General features: G+C 66.9%; 26 protein-coding genes. 11 read left to right on the plus strand and 15 right to left on the minus strand.

The window, feature by feature from the left end; genetic code table 11:
• Window positions 1–18: 18 nt before the first annotated feature.
• The 5 genes from A9D14_RS13150 to nadC all read left to right on the plus strand — a co-directional run bounded on the left by A9D14_RS13150 (window position 19) and on the right by nadC (window position 5,138).
• A complete protein-coding gene (locus A9D14_RS13150; RefSeq protein WP_066847262.1) occupies window positions 19–804 on the plus strand; it encodes a DsbA family protein in 786 nt (261 codons plus the stop codon).
• Window positions 801–1,766, plus strand: a complete 966-nt coding sequence (locus tag A9D14_RS13155) for a M48 family metalloprotease (protein WP_066847265.1) — start codon at window positions 801–803, stop codon at window positions 1,764–1,766. Before A9D14_RS13150 ends, A9D14_RS13155 begins: the two co-directional genes overlap by 4 nt.
• Before the next feature lie 137 nt (window positions 1,767–1,903).
• The gene (locus A9D14_RS13160; RefSeq protein ID WP_066849194.1) at window positions 1,904–3,109 is read left to right on the plus strand and encodes a sensor histidine kinase; all 1,206 of its coding nucleotides are present in this window, start codon (window positions 1,904–1,906) and stop codon (window positions 3,107–3,109) included.
• 47 nt (window positions 3,110–3,156) lie between these two features.
• Window positions 3,157–3,954: a LytR/AlgR family response regulator transcription factor gene (locus A9D14_RS13165; protein WP_066847268.1), complete on the plus strand. Its 798-nt coding sequence runs from the start codon at window positions 3,157–3,159 to the stop codon at window positions 3,952–3,954.
• Between the two features lie 323 nt (window positions 3,955–4,277).
• Window positions 4,278–5,138: a carboxylating nicotinate-nucleotide diphosphorylase gene (gene nadC / locus A9D14_RS13170; RefSeq protein ID WP_066847270.1), complete on the plus strand. Its 861-nt coding sequence runs from the start codon at window positions 4,278–4,280 to the stop codon at window positions 5,136–5,138.
• A 9-nt stretch (window positions 5,139–5,147) separates the two neighbouring features.
• Here nadC and A9D14_RS13175 read toward each other — a convergent pair whose 3' ends face one another.
• Window positions 5,148–5,603 carry a nucleoside deaminase gene (locus tag A9D14_RS13175; protein WP_066847273.1) on the minus strand — a complete coding sequence of 152 codons (456 nt, stop codon included), beginning with the start codon at window positions 5,601–5,603 and terminating at the stop codon, window positions 5,148–5,150.
• A 200-nt stretch (window positions 5,604–5,803) separates the two neighbouring features.
• Between A9D14_RS13175 and rpmB the strand changes: the two genes are divergently transcribed.
• Entirely contained in the window at window positions 5,804–6,082 is a 279-nt protein-coding gene (gene rpmB / locus A9D14_RS13185) for a 50S ribosomal protein L28 (protein ID WP_066847277.1), read from the plus strand.
• A gap of 34 nt (window positions 6,083–6,116) precedes the next feature.
• On the opposite strand, the gene A9D14_RS13190 is transcribed toward rpmB, so the two are convergent.
• From A9D14_RS13190 to xseA, 4 genes are read right to left on the minus strand one after another with little or no spacing between them, the layout of a single operon-like run.
• Window positions 6,117–7,100, minus strand: coding sequence for an esterase-like activity of phytase family protein (locus A9D14_RS13190; protein ID WP_066847280.1), 984 nt, complete (start codon window positions 7,098–7,100; stop codon window positions 6,117–6,119).
• A gap of 43 nt (window positions 7,101–7,143) precedes the next feature.
• The gene (locus tag A9D14_RS13195) at window positions 7,144–8,088 is read right to left on the minus strand and encodes a M23 family metallopeptidase (RefSeq protein WP_066847283.1); all 945 of its coding nucleotides are present in this window, start codon (window positions 8,086–8,088) and stop codon (window positions 7,144–7,146) included.
• Window positions 8,085–8,288 (minus strand): DUF2093 domain-containing protein, encoded by a 204-nt coding sequence (locus A9D14_RS13200; RefSeq protein ID WP_066847286.1) that lies wholly within the window; start codon window positions 8,286–8,288, stop codon window positions 8,085–8,087. Before A9D14_RS13200 ends, A9D14_RS13195 begins: the two co-directional genes overlap by 4 nt.
• A gap of 26 nt (window positions 8,289–8,314) precedes the next feature.
• Window positions 8,315–9,868 (minus strand): exodeoxyribonuclease VII large subunit, encoded by a 1,554-nt coding sequence (xseA, locus tag A9D14_RS13205; RefSeq protein WP_066847291.1) that lies wholly within the window; start codon window positions 9,866–9,868, stop codon window positions 8,315–8,317.
• Between xseA and purD the strand changes: the two genes are divergently transcribed.
• On the plus strand, window positions 9,868–11,157 hold the full coding sequence (gene purD, locus A9D14_RS13210) for a phosphoribosylamine--glycine ligase (RefSeq protein ID WP_066847293.1): 1,290 nt from the start codon (window positions 9,868–9,870) through the stop codon (window positions 11,155–11,157). The two genes, xseA and purD, sit on opposite strands and share 1 nt — an antisense overlap.
• Window positions 11,158–11,161: 4 nt before the next feature.
• On the opposite strand, the gene A9D14_RS13215 is transcribed toward purD, so the two are convergent.
• The gene (locus A9D14_RS13215; protein WP_066849197.1) at window positions 11,162–12,157 is read right to left on the minus strand and encodes an adenosine kinase; all 996 of its coding nucleotides are present in this window, start codon (window positions 12,155–12,157) and stop codon (window positions 11,162–11,164) included.
• Between the two features lie 119 nt (window positions 12,158–12,276).
• Between A9D14_RS13215 and A9D14_RS13220 the strand changes: the two genes are divergently transcribed.
• Both A9D14_RS13220 and A9D14_RS13225 read left to right on the plus strand, forming a co-directional pair.
• A complete protein-coding gene (locus tag A9D14_RS13220) occupies window positions 12,277–13,074 on the plus strand; it encodes an EI24 domain-containing protein (RefSeq protein ID WP_083987926.1) in 798 nt (265 codons plus the stop codon).
• Entirely contained in the window at window positions 13,064–13,495 is a 432-nt protein-coding gene (locus A9D14_RS13225; RefSeq protein ID WP_066849202.1) for a hypothetical protein, read from the plus strand. The genes A9D14_RS13220 and A9D14_RS13225 overlap by 11 nt, the downstream gene beginning before the upstream one ends.
• Here A9D14_RS13225 and A9D14_RS13230 read toward each other — a convergent pair.
• The 9 genes from A9D14_RS13230 to A9D14_RS13270 all read right to left on the minus strand — a co-directional run bounded on the left by A9D14_RS13230 (window position 13,492) and on the right by A9D14_RS13270 (window position 21,798).
• A complete protein-coding gene (locus A9D14_RS13230; RefSeq protein ID WP_066847296.1) occupies window positions 13,492–13,851 on the minus strand; it encodes a HesB/IscA family protein in 360 nt (119 codons plus the stop codon). The two genes, A9D14_RS13225 and A9D14_RS13230, sit on opposite strands and share 4 nt — an antisense overlap.
• A complete protein-coding gene (locus A9D14_RS13235) occupies window positions 13,851–14,342 on the minus strand; it encodes an SUF system Fe-S cluster assembly protein (RefSeq protein ID WP_066849205.1) in 492 nt (163 codons plus the stop codon). Before A9D14_RS13235 ends, A9D14_RS13230 begins: the two co-directional genes overlap by 1 nt.
• 74 nt (window positions 14,343–14,416) lie before the next feature.
• Complete coding sequence (locus tag A9D14_RS13240) at window positions 14,417–15,628, minus strand: aminotransferase class V-fold PLP-dependent enzyme (protein WP_066847299.1); 1,212 nt, start codon at window positions 15,626–15,628, stop codon at window positions 14,417–14,419.
• Complete coding sequence (locus A9D14_RS13245; protein WP_066847302.1) at window positions 15,625–16,392, minus strand: SufD family Fe-S cluster assembly protein; 768 nt, start codon at window positions 16,390–16,392, stop codon at window positions 15,625–15,627. The genes A9D14_RS13240 and A9D14_RS13245 overlap by 4 nt, the downstream gene beginning before the upstream one ends.
• Window positions 16,389–17,144 carry a Fe-S cluster assembly ATPase SufC gene (gene sufC / locus A9D14_RS13250; RefSeq protein WP_066847305.1) on the minus strand — a complete coding sequence of 252 codons (756 nt, stop codon included), beginning with the start codon at window positions 17,142–17,144 and terminating at the stop codon, window positions 16,389–16,391. Before sufC ends, A9D14_RS13245 begins: the two co-directional genes overlap by 4 nt.
• The gene (locus A9D14_RS13255) at window positions 17,144–17,710 is read right to left on the minus strand and encodes an endonuclease domain-containing protein (RefSeq protein WP_083988074.1); all 567 of its coding nucleotides are present in this window, start codon (window positions 17,708–17,710) and stop codon (window positions 17,144–17,146) included. Before A9D14_RS13255 ends, sufC begins: the two co-directional genes overlap by 1 nt.
• Before the next feature lie 139 nt (window positions 17,711–17,849).
• Window positions 17,850–19,376, minus strand: coding sequence for a Fe-S cluster assembly protein SufB (gene sufB, locus A9D14_RS13260; protein ID WP_083987927.1), 1,527 nt, complete (start codon window positions 19,374–19,376; stop codon window positions 17,850–17,852).
• Complete coding sequence (locus tag A9D14_RS13265; protein ID WP_066847310.1) at window positions 19,373–19,786, minus strand: SUF system Fe-S cluster assembly regulator; 414 nt, start codon at window positions 19,784–19,786, stop codon at window positions 19,373–19,375. The genes sufB and A9D14_RS13265 overlap by 4 nt, the downstream gene beginning before the upstream one ends.
• 98 nt (window positions 19,787–19,884) lie before the next feature.
• Window positions 19,885–21,798 carry a DUF885 domain-containing protein gene (locus tag A9D14_RS13270; protein ID WP_415877337.1) on the minus strand — a complete coding sequence of 638 codons (1,914 nt, stop codon included), beginning with the start codon at window positions 21,796–21,798 and terminating at the stop codon, window positions 19,885–19,887.
• 136 nt (window positions 21,799–21,934) lie between these two features.
• On the opposite strand from A9D14_RS13270, the gene A9D14_RS13275 reads away from it, so the two are divergent.
• Window positions 21,935–22,990: a quinone-dependent dihydroorotate dehydrogenase gene (locus A9D14_RS13275; protein WP_066847323.1), complete on the plus strand. Its 1,056-nt coding sequence runs from the start codon at window positions 21,935–21,937 to the stop codon at window positions 22,988–22,990.
• Window positions 22,987–24,711, plus strand: a complete 1,725-nt coding sequence (locus A9D14_RS13280; RefSeq protein ID WP_066847326.1) for a gamma-glutamyltransferase family protein — start codon at window positions 22,987–22,989, stop codon at window positions 24,709–24,711. Before A9D14_RS13275 ends, A9D14_RS13280 begins: the two co-directional genes overlap by 4 nt.
• Window positions 24,712–24,810: the final 99 nt, after the last annotated feature.

Here is a 24,810-nt window from a genome sequence, read left to right on the forward strand (position 1 = left end):
GACAGGTTTCCCACCGCCATGACGACTCGCCTTTCCCCGCTTCGCATCGTGCTGATCGCCGCGCTTCTGGCCGTGGTCGCGCTGGGCGCGTTCTGGGCGCTGCGCGCCAACGGACCCGAAGGCGGCAGCCCCAATGCGGACGCCGCCGCGACGATCGCGGCAGGCGGCTTCTCGGCCGAGCAGGAGGAAGCCATCGGCCAGATGGTGCGCCGGTATATCCTCGACCACCCCGAGATCCTGCCCGAGGCGATCGCCGAACTGCAGCGCCGCCAGACGACCGAGCAGCTGGCGCAGGCGGGCGACGGCATCACGCGGGCCTTCCCCGGCGCGGTGCTTGGCAATCCCGACGGCGATACGGTGCTGGTCGAATTCAGCGACTATGCCTGCGGATATTGCCGCCAGTCGGTCGAGGATGTGAAGGCGCTGGTCGCCGCCAATCCCGACCTGAAGGTCGTGATCCGCGAATTGCCGATCCTCAGCCAGGGATCGATCGAGGCGGCCAAGATGGCGCTCGCCGCGGCGAAGCAGGGCAAGTTCGGCGCATTCCACGAAGCGATGTACGCAGAAGGCCGCCCAACCGACGAAGCCATCGAACGGGCCGCCAGGGCCGCCGGCCTCGACATGGCCCGCGCCCGCGCCGACGCCGGCAGCGAACAGGTGGCGAGCGAGCTTGAAGCGAACCGCACCTACGCCGAGCAGTTGCAGATCAGCGGCACCCCCGCCTGGATCGCGGGCGACGAGGTGATGCAGGGCGCGGTCGGCGAATCGGCACTTCGCATCGCGCTCTATCCCGAAGATCGGTGATCCGGGGGGGCATTCGCACCGCGCTCGCCGCGCTTGCGCTGGCGGCAGCCCCCGCCGCCCCGGCACGGGAAGCCGATTCCTATCGCCAGCTTCAGGCGCTCGATGCGCGGGTGCAGTCGATCGGCTGGCGGCTGGTGCGCGCCAATGCGCCGTTCTGCAAGGTCACGCTGCCCGCCATCGGCCTGCTGCTACAGGACAGCCATAGCTGGTCCGACCCCGCCGCGATGCGCGATGCGCTGGGCCTTGCCAGCGACATCACGGTGGGCGCGGTCGCCGCGGGCTCTCCCGCCCAGCAGGCCGGGCTTGCCGCGAACCAGCCCGTGCTGGGAATAGCGGGCAAGCCGTTTCCCGATTCGCCGCCCGGCGACTATCGCCGCCTGGCCGCCCTGCATGACCGGATCGACGATGCGCTGCGCGGCGGGGGCAGCGTGGCGCTGACCATCGGCACCGGAACCGGTCCGCAAACCCTCTCCATCGCCGGAGAGCCTGCCTGCGCCAGCCGCTTCGAATTGCTGACCGATGGCGATTCGGCCCGCGCCGACGGCGCCCGCGTGCTGGTCACCCGCGCGCTGGTCGATGCCGTTTCCGAAGACGACCTGCTTGCCGCCGCGATCGCGCATGAACTGGCCCACAACCTGCTGCGCCACCCGCAGAAGCGGACCGAGGAAGGCAAGGGCTGGAACAGGATCCGCCATAACGAGCGCGAGGCCGACCGGCTTTCGGTCTGGCTGCTGGCCAATGCGGGGTTCGACACGGCGGGCGCGGTGCGATTCCAGCGCGAATGGATGCGCGGTCGCGACTGGGGCTTCCTTGCCCCCACGCACGACGCCTGGGACGAACGCATCGACATGATGGAGGAAGAGCGCGCCCTGATCGCCCGGCAGGCGGCGCAAGGCATCCCCCCCGGCGGCCACGACTGGTCCGCCCGCTTCCCGATGAGCCGCGAGGACGCCCGCCCCTAGGCAAGCGCATTACCGCCGCCGCCCCGCCGCTTGCGGCGACGCGCCCCGCAATCGCGATGGTCAGGCCGCCCCTGCCGCTTCGCATCCCGGTTTCGCGGCTGTCGCGCGCCAGCGAATTCGGTTATCGAGGCGTCACCATGGCCGTATTGCCCGTTCGTCCCGTCCCGTTCTTCGCCGACAAGAACAGCGCCTTCTGGCGGCTGCAGGCGCTTGGCTGGGGCGGCGCGATGCTGCTGCGCGCCATGTCCAGCCTGGCCAACGAACAGCCGCTGTCGTTCCTTGTCATCGTGCTGGTGGCGACCTTCACCGGCTTTTCGATCAGCCTGATCCTGTCGGTGATCTTCCGCGCGCTGATCGGGCGCAAGCCGCTGGTCACCTGGGGCGCGACCGCGCTGGTGCTGGCAGTCGCGGTCAGCCTGTACGCCTTCGTCGATTCGTGGATGATCTCGCTCTACCGCCCGTCCAGCGATCCGGGCTTCGCCTCGCTGTTTCTGGGGGTGTTCTACCTCGACCTTACCCTGCTGGGGGCGTGGTCGGCGCTGTATTACGCGATCAATTTCTTCCTGCAGGTGGAAGAGCAGAACGACCGGCTGCTCAGCCTGGAAAACCAGGCCACCAGCGCGCAGCTGGCCATGCTGCGCTATCAGCTCAATCCGCATTTCCTGTTCAACACGCTGAATTCGATCAGCACGCTGGTGCTGCTGAAACAGACCGAGCCTGCCAATGCCATGCTGTCGCGGCTGTCCAGCTTCCTGCGCTATACGCTGGTCAATCCCCCGACGGGCCGCGTCACCGTCGCGCAGGAAATCGACACGCTGAAGCTCTATCTCGATATCGAACGCATGCGGTTCGAGGAGCGGCTGCGCACCCGCTTCGAAATCGACGACGCGGTGCGCGATGCGGTGCTGCCCTCGCTGCTGCTGCAGCCGCTGGTCGAGAATGCGATCAAATATGCCGTCAGCCCGCAGGAAAGCGGGGCCGAGATCTCGGTCGCGGCGCAGCGCAAGGGCGACCGGCTGCGCATCACCGTCGCCGACACCGGGCCCGGCCTGCCCTATGGCATGGATCCCGACAGCGTGATCGGCGTCTCGCACCAGGGCGCGCCGGCGGGGCGTCCCGGCACCGATACGCGCCATTCCACCGGCGTCGGCCTTGCCAATATCAGCGAGCGGCTGGCGCAGGCATACGGCGACGACCAGCGCTTCGAGATTCGCTCGCGCCCGCACGAAGGCTTCGCCGTGATCATCGAACTGCCGTTCGAAACCGCCGAGGGAATCGATCCGCCGAAACCGCAGCACGCTTCGCCGAGGGCAGTCATGTCCCAGCCAGAAACCATGTCCTAGCTCGCTCGTTCAATCCCTGAACCCCCCTTTCACAGGAACCGCAATCCATGAGCATCCGCACGATCATCGTCGATGACGAGAAGCTGGCGATCCAGGGCCTCCAGCTGAGGCTCGAGCAATTTACGGACATCGAGATCATCGCCACCTGCGCCAACGGGCGCGAGGCGATCCGCGCGATCAAGACCGAACAGCCCGACCTCGTCTTCCTCGACATCCAGATGCCTGGCTTCGACGGGTTCTCGGTGGTCAAGGGCGTGATGGGGATCGATCCGCCGCTGTTCATCTTCGTCACCGCCTATTCGGAACACGCGCTGAAAGCGTTCGAGGCGAATGCGGTCGATTATCTGATGAAGCCGGTCGAACAGGACCGTCTGGCCGATGCCGTTTCGCGCGCGCGCACCCGCATCGCGGAAAAGAAGAACACCGAGGAAGTCGAGAAGCTCAAGAACGTGCTGGCCGAGGTTGCCCCAGACGCGATGGACGCCATGCCCGAGGGCGATGAAACCGCCACCGGCCGGTTCGAGAAGATGCTCAACGTCAAGGACCGGGGCCAGATCTTCCGCGTCGACGTCGACACGATCGAGCATATCGAGGCCGCAGGCGACTATATGTGCATCTACACCGGCGACAATTCGCTGATCCTGCGCGAGACGATGAAGGACCTGGAGCGCCGGCTCGACCCGCGCCATTTCCAGCGCGTGCACCGTTCCACCATCGTCAATCTCGACCAGGTCCGGCAGGTGAAGCCGCACACCAATGGCGAATGCTTCCTGGTGCTGGGATCGGGCGCGGAGGTGAAGGTGTCGCGCAGCTACCGCGACGTGGTGGCGCGCTTCGTGCATTGATTCTCGGATCTCCGCCTTGCGGTGGACCCCTCAGACGCCGGGCGGCCCCCATCCGGGGCCTTGGCTTCCTCGCAATAAGCTCGGGCGGCCGTTCGGCCTTGCGGGTCTCGCTTCGCGGCCCGTTTTCTTATCGTCCCTCAAACGCCGGGCGGCCCCCATCCGGGGCCTTGGCTTCCTCGCAATAAGCTCGGGCGGCCGTCCGGCCTTGCGGGTCTCGCTTCGCGGCCCGGGTCCCCGATCAAGCGGCAGCGAACAGCTGTTTAGTACCCGGTTGATCGGACCGCCTTCTTGAACTCCCCCCTCAAAAGCCGCATCTGGTTTTCATGACCGAATTCATCCTCCCCAATTTCGATCTCGACGCATTCGTACAGGCCACCCTGGCAGAGGATCTCGGCAGCGGGATCGAGGGGGGCGGGACCGACGTCACCAGCCAGAGCGTCATCCCCGAGGATGCGCGCTTTTCCGGGGTGATGGACAGCCGTCATGCGATCACCGTGGCGGGGCTTCCCATCGCCGCCGCCTTCTTCACCGCGCTCGACCCCGAAGTCGAGATTACCGTGCTGGTGCCCGAAGGCACCGCGGTCGAGGGCGGGACCGACCTGATGCGCCTGTCGGGCAATGCCCGCGCGCTTCTCACCGCCGAGCGTAGTGCGCTCAACACCGTGCAGCACCTGTCGGGCATCGCCACGCTGACCGCGCGCTATGTCGCCGCGATTGGCGGCAAATGCACGCTGCTCGACACCCGCAAGACGCTTCCGGGCCTGCGCCTTCTGGAAAAATATGCGACCCGCATGGGCGGCGCGCTCAACCACCGGATGGGACTGTGGGATGCCGCGATGATCAAGGACAACCATGTCGCCGTCGCGGGCGGCGTGGCCGAGGCGGTCGCCCGCGCCAAGGAAGCCGGGGTGGCCGAGATCATCTGCGAGGTCGACAGCACCGCGCAGATCGAACCCGCGCTGGAAGCGGGCGCGACCCATTTGCTGCTCGACAACATGGACCCCGCCACGCTGCGCGAGGCTGTCGGCATCATCAGGGAACGCGTACCTGCCGAGGCTTCGGGCGGAGTGACGCTGGACACGATCGGCGCGATCGCGGAAACCGGGGTCGACTACATCTCGGTCGGGCGCCTGACGCAAAGCGCGCCCGCCGCCGACATCGGGCTGGACTTCAAGCTGCTCTGATACGGCGGATCACCGCCGCTCCGCAAAGAACCCGCGCAGTAGCGCCGCCGCTTCCTCCTCGCCGATCCCGCCATAGGTTTCGGGCCGGTGCAGGCTGCCCGCCCGGTCGAAAAGCCGGGGGCCGTGCTCCACCGCCCCGCCCTTGGGATCGGCCGCGCCGTAATAGACCCGCGCGATCCGCGCATGCTGGATCGCGCCCGCGCACATCGGGCAAGGCTCAAGCGTGACATACAGGTCGCAGCCCGCCAGCCTCTCGTCTCCCAGCAGCCTTGCCGCCTCGCGGATCGCCAGCATCTCGGCATGGGCGGTCGGGTCGTGCAGCGCGCGCGGGGCGTTATGCGCGGTCGCCACCACCGCCCCGTCCTTCACCACCACCGCGCCCACGGGCACCTCGCCCGCGTCACGCGCATCGCGCGCGGCAGCCAGCGCCAGCGCCATCGGTTCGGGAAGCGGCCATCTGATCATCGGCTGCGGACTTGCCCGAATCGGCGCAAGCGGGCAATGGCGGCAGCGAAAGCGCCGAACAGCGTGCGGCCCCAGGAAATGTCATCGGGCGATTGCTTGACGATTCGCCTGATGGCCGCTATGCGCGCCGCTTTCCCGGCAAATTGCCTGTTCGCGGGCGGGCCGGAATCACCGAATTCTTTGAAAGCGAGTTGTAAGCCATGTCGCGCATCTGCGAACTGACCGGCAAGGGTCGCCAGATCGGCCACAATGTGAGCCACGCCAACAACAAGACCAAGCGCGTCTTTCTGCCCAACCTGCAGAACGTCACGCTGATGAGCGAGAAGCTGGAGCGCAGCTTCAAGTTCCGCGTCTCGACGCAGGGCCTGCGTTCGGTCGAGCATAATGGCGGCCTCGACAACTGGCTGCTCAAGACCAAGGACGACAAGCTTTCGCTGCGCGCCCGCAAGGTCAAGCGCGAGCTGGTCAAGGCTGCCTGAAACAGCTGAAACGGTGACGGCCCCGCATCCGGTCCTATAGATCGGCGGGGTCCGCCACCAGCTTCAGCAGCTTGGTCGACTGCAGGATCTGCTGCTGGTTGTCGTCCGACACCAGCCAGACCGTCAGCTGCCCGTCCGCACCAGACGTTGCGGCAATCCCTTCGTAATTGTCCGAAAGCACGCCGCCCCTGATGGCGGCGACCGGCTCCGCGCGCACCAGCGCGGCGGGCCCGATCGTGCGCGGATCGATCAGCGCGATCAGGCTGAAGAAGCTGAACGGAAAGCGCAGGTCGCGCCCCAGCACCAGCACGCGCCCATCGGGCAGCGCCGCCGCGCCCACCGGCTTGTAATCGCCCGGCATCGCCAGATGCGCCTGCTCCGGCTCGGCCCCGCCCAGCGGATCGCCGGGGAACAGCAGCACCGGGAACGTGCGGTCCGTCCCCTTTTCGCGCATTTCGCCCAGGATCAGGAAACGCCCGTCCGGCAGCCGCGCCATGGCTTCGGGCCCCACGTTCTTGGGCCACTGCTCCATCGCGGCCGGATCGATGTCGGCCTGCCGCGACCCGTCCGCCGCATATAGCACCACCCGGTTGTCGGTTTCCATCGCGGTCCAGAACCGGCCCGTGGCCGGATCGACCGCCACCGTTTCGGTATCGTCCGTTTCCTTCGGAAGCCCGGGCAGCTGATCGAGCGAGCGCACGTCATGCCCGGCCCGCGCGCCCGGCCCGGTCAGCCCCGGCGGAACGATCACCAGCTGCGCCCCGCGGTCGCCCACCGCGATCAGCCGCCCATCGGGCAGCACGTCCAGCCCCGACAGCCCGGTCACCAGCGCGGGATCGCCGGTCAATTGCCACGCGCCCACCAGGCGCAGCGGCGCCAGCGCTTTGGCCGCGCCCTGCCCCGCAGCGATCGGGCAGAACGCGATGTCCTGCGACCCGCTGGCCGATTGCGGCTGCGACCGGAACCACACCACAAACAGCACGAATGCGCAAAACAGCAGCACCGCGATGCTCCGCACGGGTCTGCGGCCGGCGCGCCTCGCTATTGCCATGAACGGACCGTCAGTTCTGCGGCCCGGTGAACAGCAGCGGATCCAGCCGCGCCTTGCCCCACATCAGGCTCCAGTGCAGATGCGGCCCGGTGGCACGCCCGCTCGACCCGATCAGGCCCAGCTGCTGCCCCTGCGTCACCCGGTCGCCCTGTTTCACGTCCAGCCGCTGCGAATGCAGGAACGCGCTGTTGAGACCGTTGCCATGGTCGATGATCAGCAGATTGCCCTCAAGCGAAAAATCGTCCGCCGCCAGCACCACCACCCCGTCGGCGGGCGCGACATAGGGTGTGCCGGCACCCGGCGCGATGTCGAGCCCGGTGTGATAGCTCCCCGGCTCGCCGCGATAGATGCGCTGCGATCCGAACCGGCCCGAGATGCGGCCCTTCACCGGCCAGGTGAAGTCCTGCCGCCAGCCTTGCGCGCCCGTCTGCATCGCGCGCGCGCCATAGATGCGCTCAAGCTCAGGGCGGCGGCGCTGCATGAAGCTCTCGCTCGGCCCGCCGGTGCGGCGCGCGGCGTTGATATGCTCGATCCGCCAGTCGCGCGGCGCGATGGTCAGCGCCTGCGTCGCGGTCGCCCCGTCGCTGCGCTGTGCGGCCAATGTGGCAATGCCGCCCGCGTCGCGGTCGAACGCCGCCAGGAAAGATCCGTCAGCCGCGACCGGCACCGGCTCGCCGTCCAGCGTCAGCGTTACCGTGCCTTCGGGCGCGATGCCGCGGATCCAGCCGCCCTGCGTCAGCTCGCCCGCATAGGTGAACCGCGCGGGCGGCAGTGCGGCAGGGGCCGGCGCGGGTTTCGGGGCAGGCGCTGGTGCGGCCGCTGGCGTCCCGGATTGCTGCGGCACGGCCTGCTGCGGCACGGCCTGCTGCGGCACGCCCTGCTGCCGGTCGGCCTGCGGAACGACGGTGCAGCCCGCAGCCAGCACCGCAAGCGATGCCGAAGCCGCCAGCCTCATGCCCCGGACATCAGGCGCTGGGTCGCGATCTCGGCAGTGGCATAGGGCTCTTGCCGCTCCACGCTCCAGTACCGCAGCATGTCGAGCGGGATCGGCGCGCCGGTGACCGCGCAGACGACATGGTCGCCCGGCGTCATCTGGCGAAAGCCGTTGGGGCCGTAAAGAAGCCTGGCAGGTCCGGTAGAGGAATTCATAAGCATCCGCCCTAGTTAGCGATCATGGGCGGCTAAAACAACGATTGCTGGCGGGGCTTGCCGTCCGCGGTGCTGTCCGTGCCCTCATCGCGCCGCTTGCGGGGCGCGGAAGGTCGGGGCGCCGGTGCGGGGGCCAGTGCAGGGGCCATTGCGGGCGCAGGTGCGGGCGCAGCGCCGCCAGCAGGCACGGTATCGATGCTGCCATCGGCGAATCGCAGCGTCAGCGCGGGCTGCGCCGAAGCGGCGGCGCGGCTGGTCACCGTCTCGCCATTCGCGCCCGTCACCACGGCATAGCCGCGCTCCAGCGGCGCATAGGGGTCGAGTTGGCTAAGCAGCCGCGCGGTGGCCGACAATTGCTCGGCCCGGCGCGTCTGGATGCGTGATACCAGCACGCGCATGTCGGGGGCAGAGGCCAGCCGCCGCCGCTCCTGCGCGACCATGCGGGTCAGGACGGCAGGCCGCAGGAAACCGCCCGCTTCGGACAATCGCCCCTGCGCCCGCGCCGCCCGCGTCGCAAGGCCGCGCCGCAGCCTTTCGCCCAGATCGTCGATGCGCTGGCCGCGTTCGGCCACGATTGCGCGCGGATCGGGCAGGCGCTGGCTCCAGTTCTCAAGCCTTTCGCGCGCCAGCAGCACGGGCCGCTGCACCCCGCGCCGTTTGCGAAGGCGCAGCTCCATCAGCATGTTGAGCAGCTCGGTACGCACCGGCACCGCCAGTTCCGCCGCGGCGGTCGGCGTCGGCGCGCGCAGGTCTGCGGCGTAATCGGCCAATGTCGTATCGGTCTCATGCCCCACGGCAGAGATGACGGGGATCGGACTCTCGGCAATGGCGCGCACCGCCACTTCCTCGTTGAAGGCCCACAGATCCTCGATCGAGCCGCCGCCGCGCGCGACGATCAGCACATCGGGGCGCGGAACGGGACCGTCTTCGGGGATTGCGCCGAACCCGCGCACCGCTGCCGCGACCTGCTCGGCCGCGCCCTTGCCCTGCACCATCACCGGCCACACCAGCACCCGGCTGGGGAACCGGTCCGCCAGACGGTGCAAGATGTCGCGAATCACCGAACCGGTGGGCGACGTCACGACGCCGATCACCTGAGGCAGGAAGGGGAGCCGCCGCTTGCGTTCGGGCGCGAACAGCCCCTCGGCGTCCAGCCTTGCCTTCAGCTTCTCCAGCAGCGCCAGCAGCGCGCCCTCGCCCGCGATCTCCATCGAATCGACGACGATCTGGTACTTGCTGCGCCCGGGATAGGTCGTCACCTTGCCGGTCGCGACCACCTCGATCCCGTCCTCGGGCCGGAACGACAGGCGCTGCGCATTGCCGCGCCACATCACCGCGTCGATCACGGCATTGTCGTCCTTGAGGCAGGCATAGAAATGCCCGCTCGCCGCGCGTTTCACGCCCGACAATTCGCCGCGCAGCCGTACATGGCCGAAGCGGTCCTCGACCGTGCGCTTCAGCGCGTTCGAGATTTCGGACACGGTGAGCGGCTCGGCGTTGTCGCCCGGACGCTGCCGCGCTAGGAGCGGCGCTTCTTCACCAAGGCCCGAACTATCGGCGGAATTATCGTAGGAACTGCGCGGCAATGAATATCCTCTTGATCGGCTCGGGCGGGCGCGAACATGCGCTGGCATGGAAGCTGGCGCAATCCCGGCTTCTGCAGAACGGCGACAGGCTGTTCGCCGCGCCGGGCAATCCGGGCATGGCCGATTGCGCCGCGCTCGTCACGCTGGACGTGGCCGATCATGCACAGGTCATGCGCTTTTGCGAAGAGCGCGAGATCGGCCTCGTCGTCGTCGGCCCCGAAGCACCGCTGGTCGCGGGGCTTGCCGACGACCTGCGCGGCGGGGGCGTCGCGGTGTTCGGACCCAGCGCGGCGGCAGCGCAGCTCGAAGGGTCCAAGGCTTTCACCAAGGCGCTGTGCGACGAGATGGACATCCCCACCGCCGCCTATGCGAAAGCCGAAAGCCTGGACGATGCGCTGGCGGCCTTGGACGGCTTCTCCGTCCCCGTCGTCATCAAGGCCGATGGTCTCGCTGCGGGCAAGGGCGTGATCATCGCCGAAAGCGCCGATGAAGCGCGCGAGGCACTGGAAGACATCTTTGGCGGCCGCTTCGGCAGCGCGGGGGCCAGCGTGGTGATCGAGGAATTCCTGACGGGCGAGGAAGCGAGCTTCTTCGCTTTGACCGACGGCAGCACCATCGTCCCCTTCGGATCGGCGCAGGACCACAAGCGCGTGGGCGAAGGCGATAGCGGCCCCAACACCGGCGGGATGGGCGCCTACAGCCCCGCGCCGGTGCTGACCGGCCTGCTGGAGGGCGAGGTGATCGAGAAGATCATCGCCCCCACCGTCAGCGGCATGGCCGCGCGCGGCACGCCCTATTGCGGGGTGCTCTACGCCGGGCTGATGCTGACGAAGGAAGGCCCCAAGCTGATCGAATACAACTGCCGCTTCGGCGATCCCGAATGCCAGGTGCTGATGATGCGGCTTGAGGACGACCTGGGCGAATTGCTATTGGCGGCGGCGGAATACCGGCTGGCGGCCCTGCGCCCGCCGCGCCTGTCGCATCAGACCGCGCTGACCGTGGTGATGGCGGCCAGCGGCTATCCCGACACGCCCGAAAAGGGCGGCGCGATCAGTGGGCTGGACGCGGCGGAAGCGACCGGCGCAAAGGTCTTCCACGCGGGCACGAAGCTCGACGGCGAGACGCTGGTCGCAAGCGGAGGCCGCGTGCTGAACGTCACCGCCAGCGGCGCGAACGTGACGCAGGCGCAGGCAGCCGCCTATCGCGCGGTCGACGCCATCGATTTCCCCACCGGCTTCTGCCGCCGCGACATCGGCTGGCGCGAAATCGCGCGCGAGGCGAAGGGCTGAAGCGCTAGCCCAACCGCTCGCGCACGAGTTCGGTCAGGTTCGCCTCGGGCCTTGCGCCATAATGGCTGATGATCTCGGCCGCCGCGACCGCGCCCAGCGTCAGGCAGTCCTTCAGGCTCTTGCCCTGCACATGGCCGTGGAGGAACCCCGCGGCAAAGCTGTCGCCCGCGCCGGTCGTGTCGACGACCTTGTCGACCGGCTCGGCAGGCACTTCGGCGCGCTCGTCGCCGCGGATCGCCAGCGCGCCCTTTTCGCTGCGCGTCACCACCAGCACCGGCAGTTTCGGCGCCAGCCACTCGATCGCCTTTTCCAGGTCGTCCGCTCCGGTCAGGGCCATCGCCTCGCCCTCGTTCGCGAATAATATGTCGATCTCGCCCCGCCCGATCATCGCGCGGAAATCGTCGCCGTGCCGATCCAGCAGGAATTCGTCGGACAGGGTGAACGCCACCTCGCGCCCCGCTTCGCGCGCGCATTCGATCGCGCCCTGCATCGCGGTGCGCGGCGCATCCGGATCCCACAGATAGCCTTCGAGATAGAGCACCTTGGCGTCGGCCACCAGTTCGGGATCGATCGACGCCGCCGACAGATGCTGCGACGCACCCAGGAACGTGTTCATCGTACGCTGCCCGTCGGGCGTGACCAGCACCAGGCAGCGCGCGCTCGGCGGCTCGCCTTCACGCGGGGCGGTGGCATAGAAGATGCCGGACGAGCGGATGTCATGCGCGAACACGCTGCCTAGCTGGTCGTTCGCGACCTGCCCGATAAAGGCGCAGCGGCTGCCCAGCGCGGCAAGCCCCGCGCATGTATTGGCCGCCGACCCACCCGAAACCTCTCGCCCCGGCCCCATGTTGGCATAAAGCGCCTCGGCCTCGGCCGTATCGACCAGCCGCATCGCGCCCTTGTCCAGCGCGTGTTCGGCCAGGAAACCGTCGTCGCAAGTGGCGATCACGTCCACGATGGCATTGCCGATGGCAAGAACGTCGAAGCGAGGCTGGGTCATGTTGGTCCTTATGGAGAGCGGCGCGGCAGACAGGCCTGCGCCCGGATCGTGGATGTCGGCTTGGCTATCGGCGTAATTCGTTGACAGCAAGCCCTTCAGGCCATCTACCCTTTCGGCCCATGCAGGTTCCATCCGACACTCGCTCCGCACTGACAGGTCATGCGCTGCAGACGCTGTCGCTGATGGGCGCTTTCGCGCTGGGCGCGGCGCAGATGGCGGACCGGCGCGTGATCCGGGTGCTGGTGAAAAGCGCGCTGGTGTCGCTGGCGCTGCTGGCACTGGTGTTCTGGGGCGGGTTCGCCGCGTTCGATGCGGGGATCGAATGGCTGGCGGGCACGCAAAGCGCGTGGATCGCGGGGCTGGGCCAGCTTGTCGCGGCGATCGCCGCCGTGCTGTGCGCTTGGCTGGCCTGGCGCATCGTCGCGATGGCCGTGCTCAATTTCTACGCGGACGAGATCGTTTCGCTGGTCGAGGAACGGCATTACCCCGCGTTCAAACCGCGCGACATTCCGCTTTCCGAGGAAATCGCCATGGCGCTGAAAGGCGCGGCGCGCGCGCTGGCATTCAACGCGCTGGCGCTGCCGATCGCGCTGGCATTGGCGGTCACGGGGGTGGGCACCGCCATCGTGTTCATCACCGTCAATGCCTTCCTTCTGGGCCGCGAATTGCAGGACATGGTCTGGGCGCGCCATCCGAAAGGCGCCGTTCCTGCCGCCCCTGGCCGGAAGAGCCGGGGTATTGCACCTCTCGCCGCATCCACCCGTTTCCTGCTGGGGCTGGCGGTGGTAGGGCTGCTCGCCATTCCGGTCGCGAACCTGCTGGCGCCTTTCCTGGGCGCGGCAGCCGCAACCCACCTTGTCCACCGCGCCGCCGCGCGCAGAGCCGGGAATTCCCGAGACGGCCATGATGCCCTTTAGATTTCAAGGCAATCTGATTGCCGCGCTGGCGCTCGTGCCCGCGCTTGCCGCCTGTGCCCCTTCGGTCAAGCAGACGCGTCCCGCCCGTCCGGCGGCAACGCAGCCCGTCCCGCCGCAGCAGGCCCCCGCCACCCCGCCGACCGGCTTTCGCGCGGCGCGGGTGATGAGCGGTCCGGGCCTGCAAGGCGTGATCGGCGCCGATGCCGACGCGCTGATCCGCCAGTTCGGCACCCCCCGCCTCGATGTGTGGGAAGCGGATGCGCGCAAGATGCAGTTCACCGGCACGCGCTGCATCCTCGACGTGTTTCTCTATCCGCCGCGCCAGGGCGCGACCGAAACCGCCACCTGGGTCGACGCGCGGCGCAGCGACGGTCAGGATGTCGACCGCGCCGCCTGTGTCGCGGCGATGAAGAAGCGCTAGACGGTAAAGCTCTCGCCGCAGCCGCAGCTGCCGGTGGCGTTGGGATTTTCGAACACGAAGCCCGCCTCGAAATCGTCCTCGCGCCAGTCCATCACGCTGCCGATCAGATAGAGCACCGATGCACTGTCGATATAGAACACGCCGCCGGGGGTCTCGATCTTCTCGTCGAAGGCCTGCTCCTCGGTCACGTAATCGACCGAATAGGCAAGCCCCGAACAGCCGCGCCGCGGGGTCGACAGCTTGACGCCGATGGCGCCCTCGGGCGCCCTCGCCATCAGCTCGGCCACGCGCTGCTCCGCACCGGGGGTCAGCGTCACGGCGGCCTTGGGGGCGGGTCTGGTCTTGGTATCGCTCATCACAGCATTCCCAGTTCGAGTTTCGCCTCGTCGCTCATCTTCTGCGGGTCCCATGGCGGGTCCCAGACGAGATTGACCTCGGCATCGCCGATGCCCGGCACCGAACCGACGCGCAGTTCGACCTCGCCCGGCATGGATTCGGCCACGGGGCAATGCGGGGTGGTCAGCGTCATGTTGACATGCGCATGGCCATCGTCCGAAATCTCGACGCCATAGATCAGGCCAAGATCATAGATATTGACCGGAATCTCGGGGTCGTAGATTTCCTTCAGCGCGGCGATCACGCTTTCGTAAAGCTCGCCGCCCGGCTCGTTGCCTGAGACATTCTGCGGACGCTCCTTCAGGAAACCCTCGAGATAGTCCTTCTTGCGCTCCAGCTTCTCGCCCGCGGTTTCCGCCTCGGGATCGACCGCATCGTCCACTCGCGCCCGGCGCGGCGTCTCGACGCTTTCGACCGTTTCGGCGGCCACTGTCTCGTTGGGGGGCCGCATCTCGTCAAAAGGCGACGGGGCGACCACGCGGCCATCGTCGCGGATGTCGTTGTTCTGGGTCTCTGGGCTATCCATCAGCCGAAAATCCTTATCGTGCGTTCGATGCCGCGGATCAGCGCGGCAATGTCGTCCTCATCCGAATAGATGCCGAAACTGGCGCGCGCGGTGGCGGGCACACCGAGATGCTCCATCAGCGGCTGGGCGCAATGATGCCCAGCGCGGATCGCGACATTCTCTTCATCCAATATGGTGCCCAGATCGTGCGGGTGAATGCCGTCCATCGTGAAGCTGACGATCCCCGCGCTATCCTCCGGCCCGAACAGGTGCAGCGAATTGATCCGGCCCAGTTCCTCGCGCGCCTTGGCGGTCAGCGCCATCTCGTGCCGTTCGGCGGCGTCCATGCCGATGGCCTCGACATAATCGACGGCGGCGGCAAAGGCGATCGCCTCGGTGATCGCGGGCGTGCCAGCCTCGAACCGCTGGGGCGCGTCGGCCCATGTCGTCTTCTCGAACGTGACGCGGTCGATCATCGAACCGCCACCCTGATAGGGCGGCATCGCCTGCAGCAATTCGCGCTTCGCCCACAGCGCGCCTATGCCCGTCGGGCCATACAGCTTGTGCGCCGAAAACACATAGAAATCGCAGCCCAATGCTGCAACATCGACAGTCAGCCGCGGCACCGCCTGACACCCGTCGAGCAGCAATTTCGCGCCCACCGAATGCGCAAGATCAGCCGCGGCGGCCACGTCCAGCCGCGATCCCAGCACGTTCGACACATGCGACAGCGCCAGCAATTTATGCCTTTTATCAACGATCTGCCGTGCAGCATCGATGTCGATGCGGCCATCCTCGGTCAGCGGGCAGACGTCGATCTCCACCCCGGTCCGCTCGCGCAGCATCTGCCAAGGCACGATGTTCGAATGATGCTCAAGCACCGACAGCAGAATGCGGTCGCCCGGATTCAGATTTGCTGCACCCCAGGTCGCAGCAACAAGGTTGATCGCCTCGGTCGCGCCGCGGGTGAAGACAAGCTCGTCCTCCTGCCCGCCGACGAAGCCCGCCACGCGGCGGCGCGCGGCTTCATAGCCCAGGGTCATCTCGGCGCTGCGGCCATAGACGCCGCGGTGCACGGTCGCATAATCGCGGCCCAGGGCGCGGCTCATCGCATCGACAACGGCCTGCGGCTTCTGCGAAGTGGCCGCGGTGTCGAGATAATGCCACGGCTTGCCATCGGCCGTGACCATGCCGGGAAAATCGGCTTTGCGCGAAAGCAGGTCGGTGGTCATATCGACGCCCCTTCCAGCTTCTCCAGCGCGCCTTCCAGCAGGCGGTCCGCCGCATCGGGATCGCTGCAATTCTCGAACGCATCGCCGATGAAGGCCTGCACCTGCAGGCGGCGCGCAACCTCGGGCGTGATGCCGCGCGCGGCCATGTAGAAACCGGCACTCTCGTCCAGCGCGCCGATGGCCGCGCCGTGGGCGCATTTCACATCGTCGGCAAAGATCTCAAGCTCGGGCTTGGTATTTGCGCTGGCACCTTTTTCCAGCAGGATCGCGCGGAAGTTCTGCGCAGCATCGGTCTTCTGCGCGTCCTTCACCACTTCGATCCGGCCCAGGAAATTGCCGGTCGACCGGCCCCATTGCACCGCGCGCACGACCTGGTTCGACGTCGCGTTCGGCTCGGCATGGATCACGCGGGTGACGAATTCCTGCACCCTGTCGCCGCCGCCCAAGGTCACGCCGCCGAATTCGAAATGCGCGCCTTCTTCCAGCGTCACCTCAAGCTCGCAGCGAGTATAGCCCGCGCCGGCGATGACCTGGAACGATTCGAACCGGCCGCCCTTGCCGACATGGACGCGCAGCCGGTCGGTCGATCCCTTCGCCTCCGCGCCCGACGAATGGGCGGCATGGGCCACGCGGGTCTCGCCCGCCGGCACGTCCAGCGTGCGCCAATGGTTGATGGCGGCGGGGTTGGCGGCCGCAAGATAATCGCGGTCGGCATAGCGCCAGTCCTCGTCGCGCGTCGTGGGTATGGCCAGCGCTTCGCTCATGCGCCGACCTCTTCGCCCAGCGCCTCGTAACCCTCGCGCTCAAGATCATGGGCCAGTTCGGGCCCGCCGGTCTTCACGATCCGGCCCTTGGCCAGAATATGCACCTTGTCGGGCTGCACATAGTCGAGCAGGCGCTGGTAGTGCGTGATCAGCAGAACGCCCTTGTCGGGCTGGCGCATGATCGCGTTGATCCCCTCGCCCACCGTGCGCAGCGCATCGATGTCGAGGCCGGAGTCGGTCTCGTCCAGCACCGCCAGTTTCGGATCGAGGATGCCCATCTGCACCATCTCGGCGCGCTTCTTCTCGCCGCCCGAAAAGCCGACGTTCACGTTGCGCTTCAGCATCTCCATGTCGAGCTTGAGCAGCGCGGCCTTTTCCTTGGCGAGCTTCAGGAATTCGCCGCCGGTCAGCGGATCCTCGCCCCGCGCCTTGCGCTGCGAATTCAGCGCCTCGCGCAGGAACTGCACGTTGGAAACGCCCGGAATCTCGACCGGATACTGGAAGCCCAGGAACAGCCCGGCAGCGGCACGCTCATGCGTCTCAAGCTCCAGCATATCCTGTCCGTTGAAGGTCACGCTGCCCTGCGTCACCTCGTAACCCGGACGACCGCCGAGCACATAGGCCAGCGTCGACTTGCCCGCGCCATTGGGGCCCATGATCGCATGCACCTCGCCCGCGCCGACTTCCAGCGTCAGGCCGTTGAGGATCTGCTTGCCATCAATCTCGGCGTGGAGGTTTTCGATTTTCAACATCAGTCTTCTCTCGGTCCTGCGCGGAAGGTGCGGGGCTTGTAGCCCTGCCCGGTGCCGCGCCTCTGTTCGAAGTGCTTGGCTCGCGCGGTCTGGCGTTCGCCGATGCGGATGCGCATGCCGGCGGTGATCCGGTCGAGCACGGCGTCCATGTTTTCCAGAATGTCGCTCGCCTTCAGCCGCATGACCTTGATGCCCACGGCCTCAAGGCTCTTGTCGCGGCGCGTGGCGAGCGCTTCGCTCTCGCCTTCCTCGTCGATGTCGATCGCCATGCCGAGGTTGTGGCAGTTGAAGTCGACGATCGCCGATCCGACCACGGCGAAACGCTTGAAGCTGTACTTGCCCAGATCCGCCTCGGCGAACCTGTCGGCCAGCGCCTTGTGCGCCTCGCTGGGATTGCGCCGCATCTCGCGCGCCCGGTCGTGCAGCGTGTCGAGGCGGGATTCCGAAATCTCCCACCCGCGGCCCTTCTTGCGGATTGCGGGCGCGGCATCGTCCTGCTCGGACGCGGGCTTGATCTGGAGGGTTTTTCGACCAGCGCCTGCGTTATCTTCGATTGCCGAATTCATTCCGTCTGCATCCTGTTGCAAGCCAACTTTGGCGAGCACCGCGTTTATCACTGCAAGATCACCCGTTTCCTTGGCTGCTTCGTATTCACTGATCAGGCCAGCGGTGAAGAGCCGTTCATTGACCGTCATGCCATCCGAATTAACCAACGGACCCCTCCAGGCTGATCGCGAGCAGCTTCTGCGCCTCGACCGCGAATTCCATCGGGAGTTCCTTGAGGACTTCCTTGGCAAAGCCGTTGACGATCAGCGCCACGGCCTCTTCCTCGCCCAGCCCGCGCTGCATCGCATAGAACAGCTGGTCGTCGCTGATCTTCGACGTGGTCGCCTCGTGCTCGATCTGGGCGGTGGGGTTCTTTACCTCGATATAGGGCACGGTATGCGCGCCGCTGGTGTCGGACAGCAGCAGCGAATCGCACTGGGTGAAATTGCGCACATTGTCCGCATTCGCCCCCACGCGGACCAGGCCGCGATAGGTGTTGCTGGACTTGCCCGCGCTGATACCCTTGGAAATGATCGTCGAACGGGTGTTCTTCCCGTTGTGGATCATCTTGGTGCCGGTATCGGCCTGCTGATAATTATTCGTCACCGCGACCGAGTAGAACTCGCCCACGCTATTCTCGCCGTTCAGCACGCAGGACGGATATTTCCACGTCACCGCGCTGCCGGTTTCCACCTGCGTCCACGAAACCTTGCTGTTCTTGCCTTGGCACAGCGCGCGCTTGGTCACGAAATTATAGATGCCGCCCTTGCCCTCGGCATCGCCGGGATACCAGTTCTGCACGGTCGAGTACTTGATCTCGGCATCGTCCAGCGCGACCAGTTCCACCACCGCGGCATGCAGCTGGTTCTCGTCGCGCATCGGCGCGGTGCAGCCTTCGAGATAGGAGACATAGCTGCCTTCATCGGCCACGATCAAAGTGCGCTCGAACTGGCCCGTGTTCTCCGCGTTGATGCGGAAATAGGTCGACAGCTCCATCGGGCAGCGTACGCCCTTGGGAATGTAGACGAAGGTGCCGTCCGAAAAGACCGCGCAATTGAGCGTGGCGAAGAAATTGTCCTGCATGGGCACGACCTTGCCCAGCCACTTTTTCACCAGATCCGGATATTCCTTGATCGCCTCGCTGATGGAGCGGAAGATGACGCCCGCTTCCTCAAGCTCTTTCCGAAAGGTCGTGGCGACCGAGACGCTGTCGAACACCGCGTCCACCGCCACCTTGCGCGCGCCCTCGACGCCCGCCAGCACCTTCTGCTCCTCGATCGGAATGCCCAGCTTTTCATAGACGCGCAGGATTTCGGGATCGACCTCGTCCAGCGATTCCAGCGTCGGCTTCTTCTTGGGCGCCGCGTAGTAATAGGCGTCCTGATAGTCGATCGGCGGAATCTTCAGCTTCGCCCAGTCGGGCGGGGTCAGCGTCAGCCAGTGGCGATAGGCCTTCAGACGCCATTCCAGCATCCACTCCGGCTCTTCCTTCTTGGCGGAGATGAAGCGGACGGTGTCTTCCGACAGGCCCTTGTCGGCGAATTCCTGCTCGATGTCCGAGTGGAAGCCGAATTCATAGGTCTCGAGCGACTTGGCCGCTTCGCGCGCGGCGCGGTCTTTCTCGATCGCTTCTTCCTGCGAAGCGCGAACCTGTTCCACCGTCTCGTTCTTAAGGGCGTCGTTCATGCCGCCACATCCTCCTTCGCCAGATCGGCGAGCGTGATATTCTCAAGCGCGCCGCGAATGGCGCGATTGACCTGAGGCCAATGCGGCCGTGCGCCGCAGCTGTGTTCGATGGTGCAGCCGCTGGGGCCGTCGCTGCACTGGGTCATGGCGATGGGGCCTTCCACCGCCTCGATAATGTCGGCGAGATTGATCGCGGCCGCCGGGCGCGCCAGCCTGATCCCGCCATTCGCCCCGCGCGTGGACCGCAGCAGCCCTGCCGCGCTCAGCCGGCTGACCAGCTTCTGCACCGTCGGTGCGGGCAGGCCGGTCTGGTCGGCCAATTGCGCCGCGCTCCACATCTGCGATCCGCAATGGCCGGCGGCGGCGCGCATGGCGACCACGGCATAATCGGCTAGATTGGATAGGCGCATGGGTGCGTCACTCGCTAATTCGGACCAATTCGTTCCGAATTGCAGCTAGTGACGCACCTACGCGGATGCAAGCGATGATTAACTCTTGCGAGTCGTTCTCAGGAGGTCTTTACCTCGGCAATCCAAGCATCGACATTCTCTTCCATGATGTTCAGCGGCACCGGCCCATTCTCGAGGATCACGGTGTGGAACGCGCGAATGTCGAACGCGTCGCCAAGCTCCCTCTGCGCCTTGTCGCGCAGTTCCTCGATCTTCAGCTTGCCGATCATATAGGCGGTCGCCTGCCCCGGATAGACGATATAGCGTTCGATCGCCTTGGTGATGTCGCCCTGGGGATTGGGCGTGTTGTCCGTCAGGTACTGGATCGCCTGCTCGCGGCTCCAGCGCTTGGAATGGATGCCGGTGTCGACCACCAGCCGCGCCGCGCGCCACAATTCCATCTGCAGCCGGCCGAAATCCGAATAGGGATCGGTATAGAACCCCATGTCCTTGGCCAGTTTTTCCGAATACAGGCCCCAGCCTTCCGAATAGGCGGTGACGCCCCCAAAGCGGCGGAACGGCGGCAGTTCGCCCAGCCCGGTCTGCACCGACAGCTGCAGGTGGTGCCCGGGCAGACCTTCGTGGAAGGCCAGTGCCTCAAGCTCGTTCAGGCTCATCGAATCGAGCTTGTAGAGATTGACGTAATAGATGCCCGGCCGCGATCCGTCGGGCGCGGGGCGCGAATAGAACGCCTTGCCCGCCGATTTCTCGCGGAACGCCTCGACCGGCTTCACCTGCAGCGCGTCCTGCGGCAGCACCTCGAAATATTTCGGCAGCTCGGCTTCCATCGCCTCCAGCGCGACATCGACCTTGCCCAGATATTCCTCGCGGCTGTCGGCATAGAAACGCGGATCGGTGCGGGTATGTTCGAAGAATTCCTGCAGCGTCCCTTCGAAGCCCACCTGCTGCATGATCGCGCGCATCTCGCCGTGGATGCGTTCGATATTGGCCAGCCCGATCCGGTGGATCTGGTCGGCGGACAGGTCCGTGGTGGTATAGTTCTTCAGCAGCGCCGCATAATAGGCCTCGCCCTGCGGCAGGCGCCACACGCCGTCGTCGGTCCCGGCCATCGCCTGCTGGCGCAGCATCTCGGTGCGCAGCTCGCGATAGGCGGGCGCGCCATTCGCTTCCCATGCCGCGATCGCATCGGCGACCAGCGCATCCTTCCCGGCCTGCGGGATGTCCAGCGCGGCGACCTTCTCGCGGAAATCGTCGAGGATCGCATTGCCTTCATAGGCGGGCGCAGCGGGCGTCAGCAGATTGTCGATGTCGGACAGGACATAGGCATACACCCAGCGCGGCGGCATCACCCCCGCCTCGGCGCGAGTGGCCGAACGCTGCACCAGCTCGCCCATGTAATCGCCGATGCCCGCGATCCGCTCGACATAGGCTTCTGCCTCGGCCTTGTCGCTGGCCCTGTGCATGTTGACCAGGAACGACGGGATGCCGCTCTGCTCGCCGAACATCTGGTTGAACAGATAGCCGTTCTCGCGGAACGGGACCAGGCTCTGCTGGCGCTCGATCGCCGCCTTGAACAGCCGGTACGACAGCCCGTCCTGCCCCTGCAGCTGCGACAGGTCGAACCCGGCTTCCATGCGGGCCAGGAACGCGCGGTCCATCGCCGCGTCGCGCAGGTCGGCGGCAAGCGACGGATCGTTCCACTCGCCGTAATCCTCGTCGCGGATGCCGCGATAGGTCTTGGTCTGCGGGCTCAGCGACAGGCTGGCTTCCTCATAGGCCTGGAAGAACGCATTGATGTCGTTCGCCGCGATGGCCGCATCGACGGCGGCCGTCTGCGCTGCCGGAATGGCCGAGGCGGTCGCCGGGCTGGTCGCCGCGGGCTGCTGGGCCGGGGCAGGCGCTGCGGGCGCGGGTGGGGATTGGGCCATGTCGGTGGTGGCGGCGCAGGCGGAAAGGGCAAGGGCGGCGCTGCCGCCAAGCAGGCACGCCATGGCTCGCGGGAAATGGGTCAAGATGCGTCTCCGGATGGATGCAGAAGAAACTATTTCCCCATCTCTGCCGCATCGCGCCGCCATAGGCAAATCGCGGCCCGGAAATGGCCTGAAAACAATTCGACAGCGCGCGCGCTCTCGCATACGCGATATGGCAATGGTCTATTCGCTTCTTCGTCCGTTGATCTTCCGTCTCGATGCCGAAAAGGCGCATGGGCTTGCGCTGTCGGCACTGGGGACGCTGCCGTCCTCGCTGCTGGCCAGCCCGCCGCGCCCCGATCCGGCGCTCGCGGTCCGGATCGCGGGGCTGCGCTTTCCCAACCCGGTCGGCGTGGCCGCCGGCTTCGACAAGAACGGCGAGGTGCCGGACGCGCTGCTGCGCTGCGGCTTCGGCTTCGCGGAACTGGGATCGGTCACCCCCCGACCGCAGGAAGGCAATCCCAGACCCCGCCTGTTCCGGCTTGAACAGGATCATGCGGTCATCAACCGCATGGGCTTCAACAATGATGGCGCCGCCGCGGTCGAACGGCGGATGAAGCGCCGCGCCGGCCATCCCGGCATCGTCGGCATCAATATCGGCGCCAACAAGGACAGCGCCGACCGGGTGAACGATTACGCGGTGATGGCGCGCACCATGGCGCCTTACGCGTCCTATCTGGCGGTCAATATCTCAAGCCCCAACACGCCGGGTCTGCGCGCTTTGCAGGACCCCGCGGCTTTGGGCGGCCTGCTCGACGTGGTGATGGAAGCACGCGGCAATGACGTGTCGGTCTTCCTGAAAGTCGCGCCCGACCTGCAGAGCGCCGACATCGACGCGATTGCGCGCATCGCGGTGGAAAAGCGGCTGGGCGCGCTGATGGTCGCGAACACCACCATCGAACGTCCCGCGCTGCACTCGTATCACGCGGGCGAGGCGGGCGGACTGTCGGGCGCGCCGCTCAGGGAAATGGCGCTGCAGCGCCTGCGCGATTTCCGCAAGGCGCTGGGCGGATCGGGCGGCGGCGCCGTTCCGCTGATCGGCATCGGCGGCATCGCCACGGCGGAAGATGCGTGGCAGCGCATCCGCGCCGGGGCCAGCCTGGTCCAGCTTTACAGCGCGATGGTCTATGAAGGACCGGGCATCGGCGCCCGGATCGTGCGCGGCCTGCCCGCGCTGATGCGCCGCGACGGTTTCACCTCGATGGCCGACGCCGTGGGGAGCGAACACGCATGAAGCCGAAGTTTTTCCTCCCACTGTTCGCCTCGGCCCTGCTGGCAGGCTGCGCCGCGCCCGCCGATGTCGCCACTGCCCCGCCTGCGCCGCCTGCCGCCGAAACGCGCCCCGCCGGCGGCGTGGTCAGCGCCGCCGACCGCCGCGCGGCGGATGCGGGCGCGCGCATCCTGCGCGAGGGCGGCAATGCCGTCGACGCGGGCTTCGCCACGCTGCTCGCGCTCAATGTCGTCGAACCGCAAAGCTCGGGGATTGGCGGCGGCAGCTTCCTGGTGCTCGATCCCGGCGACGGGCATCCGGTCACCTTTGACGGGCGCGAAACCGCGCCCGCATCGGCCACGCCCGACCGCTTCATGCGGGACGGCAAGCCGATGTCCTTTCCCGATGCGTGGCCGGGCGGGCTCAGCACCGGGGTTCCCGGCAATGTCGCGCTGATGGCGATGGCGCACGGCAAGCACGGCAGGCTGCCCTGGGCGCGCCTGTTCCAGCCCGCCATCGAACTGGCGCGCGGCGGTTTCGAAGTGACGCCGCGCCTGCACAATACGCTGGCCGCTGCGAATCTGACCGGCCCGCTGTCGCCCGATGCGCGCGCGATCTTCTATCCCGGCGGCAATCCCGCCCCCATCGGCTCGACGATCCGCAACCCGGCCTTTGCCGCCCTGCTCGAACGCATCGCGGCACAGGGGCCGCAGGCGTTCTACACCGGCGAGAATGCGGCCAGCATCGCGCAGGCGGTGCAGACCGCGCCGGTCAATCCCGGCGACATGACAATAGAGGACCTCGGCACCTATGGCGCGCTGGAACGCGATGCGGTGTGCGGCACCTACCGCGTCTATCGCATCTGCGGCATGGGCCCGCCATCGTCGGGCGCAACCACCGTGTTCGCGATCCTGAAGCAGCTGGAACGCTTCGACATGGCCGCGCATGGCCCGGACGATCCCGTCGGCTGGCACCTGTTCGCCGAATCGCAGCGCCTCGCCTATGCCGACCGCGAGCAATATCTGGCCGATCCCGATTACGTGCAGGTCCCGGTGCAGGGCCTGACCGATCCCGACTACCTTGCCCGCCGCAGCGCACTGATCGACATGGGCAGCACCATGGCCTCCGCCAGCGCGGGCACGCCTGTTGGCGTATCGCTGGCTTATGCGCCGCAGCCCGAACAGGCCGAACACGGCACCAGCCATTTCGTCGTCACCGACGGCGACGGCATGATCGTCAGCCAGACCTCCACGATCGAGGCAGCCTTCGGATCGGGCCTGTTCGTGAACGGTTTTTACCTCAACAACGAGCTTACCGATTTCTCGCGCGTGCCCATGGTGAACGGCCAGCCCGTCGCCAACCGGGTAGAGGGCGGCAAGCGCCCGCGATCGTCCATGTCGCCGACCATCGTCTATGGCCCGGACGGCAAGCCCCGGCTGGCGGTCGGCGCGGCGGGCGGCACGACGATCATCGCGCAGGTCGCCAAGGCGATCATCGGCGTGACCGACTGGGGCCTTTCCGCCCAAGAAGCTATCGCGCTGCCCTTCGTCTATTCGCCGGGCGACACCCTGCTGGTCGAGGAAGGCACCGATCTCGAAGCCATGCTCCCCGCCTTTCGCGCGCTGGGGCACGGCGATGCCACCACCATGCCAGGCAGGCTCAAGGCCAATGCGGTGGAATGGGTGGGCGGCCAGCCCGTCGGCGCCGCCGACCCGCGCAGCGAAGGCGCGATGGTCACGCCCTAGGCCCGCACACCCCGCCAGGCGCGCACATCTGCTGCCCGCCACCCCCTGCTTGCCCCACCCCCTGCTTGCCCCAACGCCCCGCCCATCCTAGATGCTGGG

Origin of the sequence: Croceicoccus marinus (genome assembly GCF_001661675.2) — a bacterium.
In the GTDB taxonomy this organism is placed as follows: domain Bacteria; phylum Pseudomonadota; class Alphaproteobacteria; order Sphingomonadales; family Sphingomonadaceae; genus Croceicoccus; species Croceicoccus marinus.